Below are 11,777 nucleotides of genomic sequence, written 5' to 3' on the forward strand. Positions count from 1 at the left end.
GGCCGGTGTGGTGGGGGCGGGGCCCCTGACCCCGCAGCACACGCAGGAGTACTACGAGACCGTGCTGGCCGCCGGTGTGGACATGTTCATTATCCGCGGCACCACGGTGTCCGCCGAGCACGTGTCCCAGAACCGCGAGCCGTTGGATCTGAAGAAGTTCATCTACGAGCTGGACGTCCCCGTGATCGTCGGCGGTGCAGCCGGCTATACCCCGGCCCTGCACCTGATGCGCACGGGTGCGGCCGGCGTGCTCGTCGGTTTCGGCGGCGGGGCGTCCTCCACCACTCGCCGCGCCCTAGGCATCCGCGTGCCGATGGCCACGGCCATCTCGGACATCGCCGAGGCCCGCCGGGACTACATGGACGAGTCGGGCGGACGCTACGTCCACGTGATCGCCGATGGCGGCGTGGGCAACTCCGGGGACATCGTCAAGGCCCTGGCCATGGGCGCCGACGCCGTGATGCTCGGTGCCGCGCTGGCCCGCGCCCAGGAGGCCCCGGGCCGCGGCTGGCACTGGGGCGGGGAAGCCGCCCACGAGGACATGCCACGCGGTGACCGCACCCACGTCGGCACCGTCGGCAGCCTCAACGACGTGCTCTGGGGACCCAGCCACCACACCAACGGCACCTCCAACCTGATGGGTGCCCTCAAGCGGGCCATGGCCACCTCGGGCTACTCGGACATCAAGGAGTTCCAGAAGGTCGAGGTCCTCGTGGCCCCGACCGGGGACCGCTGAGCCGGACCCGACGGAACCGGAGACGGCCTGAGCGAGATGACCACCACCGGCGCACTGGGACCCGCACACCGGGCCGACACGCTCGCCACGCTGCGGGCCACCACGCCGGAGCACCCGTTGGACGTGCTGGTCGTCGGCGGAGGGGTCGTCGGCGCCGGGACCGCCCTGGACGCGGCCACTCGGGGATTGTCCACCGCCCTGGTCGAGGCCACCGACTTCGCCTGGGGCACCTCATCCCGGTCGTCCAAGCTCGTCCATGGCGGATTGCGCTACCTGGAGATGCTGGACTTCCCACTCGTCCACGAGGCGCTGCGGGAACGCGGCCGGCTCGTGGAGGACATCGCGCCGCACCTGGTGCGGCCCGTGCCGTTCCTGTACCCCCTGGCCAAGCCGTGGGAACGGCCGTACGTGGGGGCCGGCGTCGCGCTCTATGACGGCATGGCCGCCGGGCGTACCGGTCACCTGCCCGTGCACAAGCACCTGGGCCGGGCCGCCGTCGCCCGCCTGGCCCCGGGACTGAAGCCCGAGGCGTACATCGGGGCCATCCGTTATTACGACGCCCAGGTGGACGACGCCCGCCTGGTGATCGAGCTCGTCCGCACGGCCGCGGTCCACGGGGCCCATTGCGCCTCCCGCCTCGAGGTCACCGCTTTTCTCGGGTCCGAGGCCGGCGGCATCATCGGCGCGGAGGTGCTTGACCGGGAGGCCGGCGAACGGATCGAGGTCCACGCCCGGCGTGTCATCAACGCCACCGGGGTCTGGACGGGGTCCATCCCTGTCCGCCACCCGGACGGCCGGGAGGAGCCGGTGGTGCGGGGCATGCCGCGGGTCACCGCCGCCAAGGGCATCCACCTCGTGGTCCCGCGTGACCGGTTCACCTCGACCTCGGGCCTGATCCTGCGCACGGAGAAGTCGGTGCTGTTCGTCATCCCCTGGGACCGGCACTGGATCATCGGCACCACGGACACGCCGTGGCGCGAAAAGGTTGATCAACCCGCCGCCACCAGCGAGGACATCGACTACGTGCTGGAGCGTGCCAACGCGGCCCTCTCCGAGCCGCTGGACCGGTCAGACGTGGTCGGGGTGTTCGCCGGACTGCGTCCGCTGGTCACGCCGGCCGGGGAGGATGAGCCGCTGGGAGACACCGCTGCGGCCGCGGGCACGGCCAAGGTCTCCCGCGAGCACGTGGTGGCGACCCCGCTGCCGGGGCTGACCGTGGTGACCGGCGGCAAGCTCACCACCTATCGGACCATGGCCGCTGACGCCGTGGACGCCGCCATCGGAGCAGCCGGGGCCCAGGACACCGGACCGCTGACCGGACAGGACGTGACCGGCTCGGGGGAGGGCGTGCCCGCCTCCTGCACCGCAGATCTGCCCTTGCTCGGCGCACAGGGCTGGACGCCCACCTGGAACCGTCGCCTGCTGCTCGCGGTGGACTCGGGGCTGCCGGCCGGCATCATCGAATCCCTGCTGCACCGCTACGGTTCCGGCGCCCCGGAGGTCATCGGGCTGGCCGCGGGCACTCCGGAACTGACCGAGGATCTGCCCGGATTGCCCGGACACCTCGCCGCCGAGGCCGTGCACGCCGTCACGCATGAGGGTGCCCGGTCGGTCCAGGATGTCCTGGCCCGGCGGATCCGGGCGGTGTTCGAGGCGGACGACGCCGGCGCTGCCGCCGCCGGAACGGTCGCCCACCTGATGGCACCCCTGCTCGGCTGGGACGCCGAGCGTGCCTCCGCCGAAGCCGAGCGCTACCGGCAGTGGACGCTCGCCCAGCGGGCCACGCAGGAAGCCGGCACGGACGGCGAAGCCCACGCACTGCTGGTCGAGGCGGCCCGGGGTTCGGTCCGGGACATGGCCCGTGGCGGACTGCCGGAAGCCGTGAGTTCTACGTACGGTAGAGAAACCGCGTAGTCTGGTGGGGTGCTGAAAACCGCCCTGAAGCCCCAGTGGATCGCCGGACTCGTCCTGGCGCTCGTGGTCTCCGCGGTGTTCGTGCTCCTCGGGAAGTGGCAGATGGACAATTCCGCCTCCGCCCCGCCTCCGCTGACCCAGACCGAGACCCCCGTCGAACTGACGGAGCACTTCGTCCCGGAGAAGCCGATGTACGGCACCGAGGCGGACCAGGTGGTCACGATGACCGGTGCCTTCGTCCCGGGCACGGACGTGTTCATCCACCCGCGACTGCACGGTGGCCCCGAAGGAACCGAGGGCTACTGGGTGGTCAGTGCCTTCCAGGTAGACGGTGCCCCGAACGGGGAGGTCATGCCCGTCGTCCGCGGCTGGACCGAGTCCACCGCCGAGACCGACCCGGCGCCGCAGGGAGACCTGCACATCACCGGGCGCCTGCTGCCCGCCGAGGGGCCGAGCCCGGAGGGAATCCAGCACACCGAGGACGGCACCGTGCTGACCAACCTGGCCTCGTCCGAGCTGATCAACCTGTGGGACGTGCGTTCCTATGCCGGCTATGTGGCTGCCTTCGACGTGGTGGCCACCGGCGGCCCCGGTGCTGCGGCCAACGGCCCGGAGGTCGGCGCGAAGGCCGAGGGCGGCGAGTTGGAGCCCGTGCTCGTGGGCCCCCAGCCGCAGGAGACCACCTACAACTGGATGAACATCTTCTACGCCATCGAGTGGGTCGTGTTCGCCGGCTTCGCCATCTTCCTGTGGTGGCGGTTCCTGCGGGACGACTACCTGCGCAGTCAGGACGAGGATGAGCTCGACCGCCAATGGGCCGAGGAATGGAAGGCCGCCGAACTCGAGCGCCGCCGCACCGAGGCACTCGAGGCCAAGCGGAAGGCGGTCGAGGAGTACGAACGCTTCTACGGGGTCTCCGCAGCTGCCCCCGCGTCCCGCCAGCAGTACCCGCCATCGTCGTCAGCACAGCAAACCCAGCAAACCCAGCAAACGCAGGAGAACCAGTGACCACCCCGGACCAGCGGCCCCCGGTCGACCCGAACACCCTTCCCGACCCCGAGGACATCACCGAGGCGGATCTGCCGGCACCGCCGCCGCGGCCCCAGAAGAGTGCTCCGCGGCGGTTCGCGGGGACGGATCAGCAGATCAAGTCGGCCCTGATGATGTACAAGATCTGTGCGTGGATCACCGGCATCATGCTGCTGCTGCTCGTGTTCGAGATGATCTTCAAGTACGGCTACGGTACCGAGCTCTACGCCGGCGGCACCTTGGCCGACGGTTCGGAGAACAGCTTCTCCCTTCAGCCGGAGGACTCGGTGACGGGCGGGCTCAACCTCTCCATCGCCGTGCTCATCGCCCACGGTTGGCTCTACGTGGTCTACCTCGTCGCCGCCTTCCGCCTGTGGTCGCTGATGCGCTGGAACGGCATGCGACTGCTGGCCATCGCCGGCGGCGGTGTGGTGCCCTTCCTGTCCTTCATTGTGGAACAGCGGGTCCACCGCGAGACCCTGCAGGAACTCGCAGATCACCCCGAGGCCCTGCGCCGGTACTGAGCGCATCTCCGAGGGGGTCGGACGAGGCCCTCACGAGCCGGTTGGTTGCGGTGCAGGAGGTTGCGCCCCGCATCTAGTCATACAAGTTGATGACTTGTATGATGAGTTGCATCCAGCCACCCCGGGCACGTGCCACGTGCCCCGTCGAGGGAGTCACCCATGACCAGTTCGCCCGCCACCATCTCCACACTCTCAGAGCGGTCCGGGCCGCTGGCCGCCGGCGCCGAGCACGAGTACACGCCGGACGTCATCCGCCATGTCAGGCTCTCCACGGCCCGGTTGCCTCTGGCCACGCCCATCTCGGATGCCAAGGTCTTCACCGGCCGGCAGAAGCCGATGACCGAGGTGGCCTTCCTCTTCGCCGAGATCACCACCGAGCAGGGCCACGAGGGCTTGGGCTTCTCCTACTCGAAGCGCGCCGGCGGGCCGGCCCAGTACGCCCATGCCCGCGAGGTGGCCGAGGTCATGATCGGCGAGGACCCCAACGACATCGCCAAGGTCTACACCAAGCTGCTGTGGGCCGGGGCCTCCGTGGGCCGGTCCGGGGTGGCCACCCAGGCACTGGCCGCCCTGGACATCGCGCTGTATGACCTCAAGGCCAAGCGCGCCGGGCTGCCTCTGGCCAAGCTCCTCGGCTCGCACCGGGACTCCGTCCGCACCTACAACACCTCCGGTGGCTTCCTCAACGCCTCCATCGAGGAGGTCAAGGAGCGCGCCTCCCAGTCCATCGAGGAGGGGATCGGCGGCATCAAGATCAAGGTCGGCCTGCCGGACTCCGCGGAGGACCTGCGCCGCGTGGCCGCCGTCCGCGAGCACATCGGACCGGACGTGCCGCTGATGGTGGACGCCAACCAGCAGTGGGACCGGGCCACCGCCCTGCGCATGGGCCGCCGGCTCGAGGAGTTCGACCTCGTGTGGATCGAGGAACCGCTCGATGCCTACGACGTCCAGGGCCATGCCGATCTCACCGCCGCCCTGGACACGCCCATCGCCACCGGGGAGATGCTCGCCTCCGTGGCCGAGCACGAACGGCTCATCGCTGCCCGGGCCTGTGACATCATCCAGCCGGACGCCCCGCGCGTCGGTGGCATCACCCAGTTCCAGCGGCTCGCCACCCTGGCCGATCAGGCCGGGCTGGACCTCGCCCCGCACTTCGCCATGGAGATCCACCTCCACCTGGCCGCCACCTACCCGCGTGAACCCTGGGTGGAGCATTTCGACTGGCTCGATCCGCTGTTCAACGAGCGTCTCGAGACCGCCGGCGGGCGCATGCTGCTGCCTCAGCGGCCCGGACTCGGGGTGAGCCTGAGCGACCAGGCCCGTGCGTGGACCCTCGAGACCGCGGAGTTCGGCCGCGCCTGACCGGCTGGCCGGTTCCGCCAGGGGTGCCTGCCAGAATGAACCCATGACATCCACGCCCACCCGTTCCGGTCCTTCACGCACGGAGGCCCTCGTGGACCAGCTGCGCCGCGGGATCGTCGGCGGCGAGTTGGTCCCGGGTCAGAAGCTGCCCAGCGAGAGCCAACTGGTCACGGAGCACGGGGTCAGCCGCACGGTGGTCCGGGAGGCCATCCTGCGGCTGCAGACCGAAGGCCTGGTCCACACCAAGCGCGGCAGCGGCAGCTACGTGCTCACCCCTCCTTCCGAGCACGACGCCGGCAGTCCGGTTCCCCGGGCGGCCCCCACCAACTCGGTGGCCGGGAGGATGGACCTCATCGACTACCGGGTGGCGATTGAGTCCGAGGCCGCGGCCCTGGCTGCCGCCCGCCGCTCGGAGGCCTTGGCCGAAGGTGTGCGGCGGGCCGAACGGGCCTTCTCCGTGAGCGCGGGTGCACCAGATCCGGGCGGGCCCGCCGCACTGCTTCGCCTGGACTTCGCGTTCCACCGGTCCGTGGCGGAGGCGTCCGGCAGCGCGCTGCTGCTGCAGGCGCTGGACGCCCTCGGGCCGGCCATGATCGCCATGCCCCGGGAGCGACTGGTGGATGCCGAATCCCAGGGTCCTGGAGGGGACGGTTCCGGGGCGGATGGTGCCGGACCTGCCGTTGACGGCCCCGCTCGCGCCGAACCGAGCGCAGCTGGCCGGCGGGCCACCGTGGTGGCGGCCGAACACGCGGCGGTCGCGGCCGCCGTCGTGGCCGGTGATGCCCCGGGTGCGGCCGCCGCCATGCGCACCCACCTGCGCAACTCGGCCCGCCGGTTCCGGGAGGAATCGACGGGCCGGTAGGACATCCAGCGGGGAGACGGCGTTCAGGTCCGCTTGAGCCCGGTCATCCCGACTGCAGCGCTCCTTGCCACTGCATCATCATCCTCTCGACCTGTTGCCGGTCTGCTGCCGTGAGCGTGCTGATGGGTGGGCGGACCTCGCGTTCGCACAGTCCCATCTGTGCCAGGGACTCCTTCACCACGGACACGTTGTGCTCGGACTCATGACGGGCGCGCAATTCCTCGAAGGGCCGGATGAGTTCCCAGATGCGCAGGGCACCCTCGGTGTCGGACGCCCGCAGCGCGTCGAGCAGTCTCAAGGACAGCAGGGGCTCGACATTGGCGAACCCCGAGGTGAACCCGGTGGCCCCGACGGCCCAGTAGCCCGGTGCGGACAGCTCGGCCAGGCCGGCGATCCAGACCAGGTGTGGACGGGCACAGTCCTGCGAGACGGTGGCCATCCGCACGGGGTCCGGAACGGCGTACTTGATGGCCGCCAGGTTGGGGGCCGCGTCCGCCAGCCGGGCCACGGTCGCTCCGTCGATACGCGGATTGCGGAGATAGAGGACCACACCGAGCTCAGGCACGGCGGCGCTGATCTCACGGTGGTATTCGAACCATCCCGCTGCGGACATGAACGGGTGAGGCGGTTGATGGATCATGATCGCCTGGGCCCCGGTCTGCTGGGCGTGGCGTGCGGCGTCGACCGCCTCGGGGACGGATCCGCCCACGCCGACCAGGGTCGAACAGCCGGGACCGGTGGCCTGGACGGTGAGCTCCACACAGAGCCGCCGCTCGGCAGCGGTGAGGGAGTAGTACTCGCTGGTGTTGCCGTTGGGGGTGACCACCTGGATGCCGGCGTCCACCATGCGCTTCACCACGCGGACGAAAGCCTCGCTGTCGACGCCACCGTGCTGGTGGAAGGGCGTCACCGGAATGGCGACGACGCCGGACAGCCGTTCCCGCAGATGTTCAGTGTTCATGGGTGTCCTCCTGGACGGCAGTGGGGCTTGTGGTGTGGGGTTGCGCATCACGGGGTGGTCTTGTGCATGTCGGCGACCCGCATCTCGTCACCGGTGGCGGTCGTCGGTTCGTAGTCGACCTTCGGTGACAGCGCCAAGGTGGCGCCGACCTGCACCATCATGGCGTCGCGGAGGATCGCCTCGTCCTGGTACGCGAGCGCCTCGGCGAACGCGTCCTGGCGTTCGTCCCCGGACGCCACTTCGGCGGCGGCGATCATCTCGTCCAACTCGTCCGTCCCGTAGCTGCTCTGCGAGCCATCGCTGCCCAGATTGTTGGCCATGGTGAAGGAGGCGTCGCCCGCCTGGTTCCCGTGCATGCCCATGAGCAGCCGTGGACCGAAGTCCGTGGGCACGGGGCGGAGCAGGTGCTGCAGCCAGGTGTTGACATCGCCCATCTGGACCTCGACGTTCAACCCGGCCTCCGTCAGGGAGTTCTGCACGATCTCCATGGCCTCATCGGCCTTGGGATAGAAGCCGGTGCGGCCGATGATGGTGATCTTCTCGTCCACCGGGACGCCGTCGGCCTTGGCCTCAGCGATGAGCTGCTTCGCCCGGTCCATGTTGTAGGGCCACGGCTCGATCTCCGGGTTGTGTCCTATCACGCCCTCGGGAACCAGTTGAGTGGCCAGCTGGCCCTGACCGGCGAAGATCGACGCCAGAAGGCCCTCCTTGTCCAACGCGTAGTTCACGGCCTCCCGGATCCGGGGGTCGTCCAGGGGAGGGATGCCGGCGTCCATCCGCATGTAGGTGACCTCGTTGGTCTTGTACTGGACGGCGGCGTCCCCGGCGCCGTCTTCGGGCGCCAGCGTGATGGCCACGTCGGCCTCGTCATTGGTCACCATGGCGGCGCGGATCGTGCCCTCGGAGCGCCAGAGGTACTGGACGGTCCCGAAGTCGGGCGCCTCGCCCCAGTAGTCGTCGAAGCGCTCGAGCGAGAGGCTGGTGCCGGCCTGCCATTCCTTGAACCGGTAGGGGCCCGTGCCGATGGGTTCACGGACCTTGGCGGTGTTGTCCGTCGTGGTCGGGACGATGCCCACGAAGGAGAGCCGGAGGGGGAGGATGGGGTCCGGCGTTGCGGTGGTGACCTCGAGCGTGTCGGCGTCGACGGCCTCCGTGGTGACCGTCTGGTCGCCGAAGAACTGCCCGGCGACGTCGCAGGCCATCTCCGGCAGCAGGGCGCGCTCGATCGAGTAGGCGGCAGCCTCCGCGTTGAAGGCGCTCCCGTCATGGAAGCTCACCCCGTCCCGGAGGGTGAAGGTCCACGTGGTGGCTGACGTCTGTTCCCACTCGGTGGCGAGGGCCGGGTCCAACTCTCCCGTGTCCGCATCACGCGAGGTCAGTCCCTCGGCGATGTTGGACCTGGTCACCAGCCCGGTGGAGTTCTGGGACCCTTGGCAGGTTTCCAGGGTGGGTGGTTCGTCTTTGAGAACGATGCGGATCGTGTCGGCGGGGTCCGTTGATCCCGTGGACTGTGTGTCCATAGCGCAGGCCTGGGTGCCCAACAGGGCGGTGACTGCCAGGGCGGCGCCCGCGGTGCGGCGGGTGCGTTGGGTGCGTTGAGTGCGGGAAGGTGAAGTCATGGGTGTCCTCCAGAGGAGTGGGCCGGCGGGCAAGGCCTGATCGACACGGCGGTGAGTCGACCGATGGTGTCTGAGATCTCATATACGATGTATGAAGAGTAAAGAGTGTCGCTTGCACGTGTCAAGAGTCACACTGGGGAGGTGTTCCCGCCGGGCCGGGGCCTTTGAGGAGATGGAGAGGTGAACGCGTGACCATGAAGCTGGACCTGCCGCAATCGCGGATCGATGTTGTCCTGGAGGCCATCCGCCGGGGGATCCTGACTCACGAGCTGCGCCCTGGTCAGGCTCTGGTGGAGGCGGAACTGGCGTCGCAGTTCGGGGTCTCGAAGACCCCGGTGCGGGAGGCCCTCAAGATCCTCTCCCATTCGGGCCTGGTGCAGTCCGTTGCCTACAAGGGCATGAGAGTCCAGACGGTCGACGGCGAACTCATCAGGTCTGTTCGCGATCTCCGGCTCCTGGTCGAGCCGGAGGCCGTGCGGCGAGCGGTGTCCGAAGGGCCGGCCCACTACCTGGACGAGGCGGGCCGGATGCTCGAGACGGCTCGGGAGATGATCGAGGAGGGAGAGGACCGGGCGGGGCTCAGTCTCGTCAACCGGGACTTCCACGCCCTGCTGTACGCCGGCTGTGGCAATCCCCTGATGACGGACGTCATGGACAACCTGCGTGATCGGACCGCCCTCATCAGTGTGGTCGCCTGGCATGAGGCGGAGGACCGCCCCCAGCATCCCTCGGGGTTCGAATGGGACGAACACCGGGACATCCTGGCGGCAGCGAGGGCCGGCGATGCCGAACGGGCCGCGAGCCTGACGGCCGGGCATATCAGCAGGTTCTTCGAGCGCGTGCTCGACGGCTCCCCGTGAAGCGGGCGTCAGGGGCCGACGGTCCGGGCTGCCGACTGATCGCGGACGGGACCGGTACGCTCGGGACGCCCGCCCATGGGCGCCCCGAGCTGTGACGGGTCTACCGGGGCTGTGCCTTCACAGCGAGGACGGGACGATCGGCCTGCAGCAGGATCCGCTGCGCGTGTGAGCCCATGATGAACTTGCCCACCTGAGTGCGCTGGCGCAGGCCGATGACGATGAGCGCGACGTCGTGTTCGTCGGCGAGCTCCAGGATGGCCTCGGTGAGGTCGTCCCGGTGGGTCGGCCTCAGGATGGTGGCCTTGACGCCCGCGTTCCGCGCGGCCCCCGTCACGCGCTCGATGTCCTCCTCGGACGCCACCGAGGCATCTGTCAGGACGCCCTCGCGCTGTGAGTTGACGATCAGCAGTTCCCTGTCCCGGAGGGCCGCCTCCTCGATGGCCGCGGCCACGGCTGCTTCCCCCACCGGGGTGGGCACGTATCCAACCAGGATGCTCATGCGTTCTCCTTCTGATTCTCGGATGATGCGGGGACCAACGGACCGCCTCGACGCCGGCGGACGGCGGACTGGATGATCGGCAGGACGGCGACGACCACGAAGAGCACGAGCAGGGTTCCGGAGATGGGGCGGGACAGGAAACCGAACAGGTCTCCCTCGAAGACCAGCAGGGACCGGCGCAGGTTGGATTCCAGCAGTGTGCCCAGCACGAACGCCAGCACCAGGGGCCCGGGCTCGAAGCCGAACTTCTTCATCAGGTAGCCCACCGCACCGAAGATGACCACGAGCAGCACATCGAACATCGAGTTCCGGATCGTGTAGGCACCCAGCAGGGTGATGAGGGCGGTGATGGGGGCGAGGATGGCGCCACGGACCCGGAGGATGCGGACGAAGACGCCGATCAGCGGGATGGCCATGATCAACAGCAGGATGTTGCCGATGTACATGGAGTTCACCACGCCCCAGAACAGCTCGGGGTCGTCGTTGATGAGGTTGGGTCCCGGGGTGACGCCCTGGATGAGCAGAGCCCCGAAGATGATCGCCATGGTGGCGTTGGCGGGAATGCCCAGGGTCAGCAGCGGGATGAACGAGCTGGTGGCCGCCGCATTGTTGGCGGACTCCGGCCCGGCCACGCCCTCGATGGCACCCTTGCCGAACCGGGAGGGGTCCTTGGCGGTGCGCTTCTCCACGGCGTAGGCCGCCAGAGAGGAGATGGTGGCGCCGCCGCCGGGCAGGATGCCCAGGAAGAAGCCGAGCACCGAGCCGCGGCCGATGGCCGGGGCCGAGGTCTTGAACTCCTTCCGGCTGGGCCAGACGTTCTTGACGGAGTCCGGAACCTTGGCGGCACGGTGGCGCTCCTCCAGGTTGTAGAGGATCTCGCCGATGCCGAACAGGCCCATGGCCACCGGCACGAAGTCGATGCCGTCCGCCAGGGACAGGTTGTCGAAGGTGAATCGTTCGGCGCCGGTGAAGGTGTCCCGCCCGACCGTGGCGAGCAGCAGCCCGAAGGCGGCGGCGATGAGCGCCTTGATCTTGGCGCCGGAACTGATCGTGGCCACCAGGAGGATGCCCAGCAGCGCCAGGGCGGCGTACTCGGGAGGGCCGAAGTCCAGGGCGAACCGGGCCACCACGGGGGCCAGGAACGTGAGGCCGATGATGGCCACGGTGCCGCCGATGAAGGAGCCGATCGCGGCGATGCCCAGGGCGGTCCCGGCCTTGCCCTGCCTGGCGAGCTGGTAGCCGTCGAACACCGTCACCACGGTGGACGCCTCGCCGGGCAGCCTCAGCAGCACGGAGGTGATGGTGCCGCCGTACTGGGCACCGTAGAAGATGCCGGCCAGCATGATGATGGCGGTCACGGGCTCCACGCCGTACGTCAGGGGCAGCAGGATCGCGATCGTGGCGGCCGGGC

11 protein-coding genes are annotated in these 11,777 nt (G+C 69.3%); 7 read left to right on the forward strand and 4 right to left on the reverse strand.

The genetic code is table 11. The features are described 5' to 3' along the window. From RUH65_RS13585 to RUH65_RS13610, 6 genes are all read left to right on the forward strand, one after another. A partial coding sequence (locus tag RUH65_RS13585; protein WP_313818103.1) for a GuaB3 family IMP dehydrogenase-related protein occupies window positions 1-736 on the forward strand: 736 nt, incomplete at its 5' end. Between the two features lie 36 nt (window positions 737-772). Further along, window positions 773-2,650, forward strand: a complete 1,878-nt coding sequence (locus tag RUH65_RS13590) for a glycerol-3-phosphate dehydrogenase/oxidase (protein WP_313818104.1) — start codon at window positions 773-775, stop codon at window positions 2,648-2,650. Window positions 2,651-2,659: 9 nt separating this feature from the next. Next, window positions 2,660-3,658, forward strand: a complete 999-nt coding sequence (locus tag RUH65_RS13595; RefSeq protein WP_313818105.1) for an SURF1 family cytochrome oxidase biogenesis protein — start codon at window positions 2,660-2,662, stop codon at window positions 3,656-3,658. Beyond that, window positions 3,655-4,203, forward strand: coding sequence for a DUF3817 domain-containing protein (locus tag RUH65_RS13600; protein WP_313818106.1), 549 nt, complete (start codon window positions 3,655-3,657; stop codon window positions 4,201-4,203). The genes RUH65_RS13595 and RUH65_RS13600 overlap by 4 nt, the downstream gene beginning before the upstream one ends. A 159-nt stretch (window positions 4,204-4,362) precedes the next feature. Then, complete coding sequence (locus tag RUH65_RS13605) at window positions 4,363-5,565, forward strand: L-talarate/galactarate dehydratase (RefSeq protein WP_313818107.1); 1,203 nt, start codon at window positions 4,363-4,365, stop codon at window positions 5,563-5,565. A gap of 43 nt (window positions 5,566-5,608) precedes the next feature. Then, window positions 5,609-6,427 (forward strand): GntR family transcriptional regulator, encoded by an 819-nt coding sequence (locus tag RUH65_RS13610; protein ID WP_313818108.1) that lies wholly within the window; start codon window positions 5,609-5,611, stop codon window positions 6,425-6,427. 43 nt (window positions 6,428-6,470) lie between these two features. Here RUH65_RS13610 and RUH65_RS13615 read toward each other — a convergent pair whose 3' ends face one another. Next, complete coding sequence (locus RUH65_RS13615) at window positions 6,471-7,388, reverse strand: dihydrodipicolinate synthase family protein (protein ID WP_313818109.1); 918 nt, start codon at window positions 7,386-7,388, stop codon at window positions 6,471-6,473. 47 nt (window positions 7,389-7,435) lie between these two features. Further along, entirely contained in the window at window positions 7,436-9,007 is a 1,572-nt protein-coding gene (locus RUH65_RS13620) for an ABC transporter substrate-binding protein (RefSeq protein WP_313818111.1), read from the reverse strand. 194 nt (window positions 9,008-9,201) lie between these two features. On the opposite strand from RUH65_RS13620, the gene RUH65_RS13625 reads away from it, so the two are divergent. After that, on the forward strand, window positions 9,202-9,867 hold the full coding sequence (locus RUH65_RS13625) for a GntR family transcriptional regulator (RefSeq protein ID WP_313818115.1): 666 nt from the start codon (window positions 9,202-9,204) through the stop codon (window positions 9,865-9,867). 100 nt (window positions 9,868-9,967) lie between these two features. Here RUH65_RS13625 and RUH65_RS13630 read toward each other — a convergent pair whose 3' ends face one another. Continuing rightward, on the reverse strand, window positions 9,968-10,366 hold the full coding sequence (locus RUH65_RS13630; RefSeq protein ID WP_313818112.1) for a universal stress protein: 399 nt from the start codon (window positions 10,364-10,366) through the stop codon (window positions 9,968-9,970). After that, the coding region (locus RUH65_RS13635) for a tripartite tricarboxylate transporter permease (RefSeq protein ID WP_313818113.1) at window positions 10,363-11,777 on the reverse strand (1,415 nt) is incomplete at its 5' end. The genes RUH65_RS13630 and RUH65_RS13635, both read right to left, overlap by 4 nt.

The organism is Citricoccus sp. (assembly GCF_032154715.1).
Lineage (GTDB): Bacteria > Actinomycetota > Actinomycetes > Actinomycetales > Micrococcaceae > Citricoccus.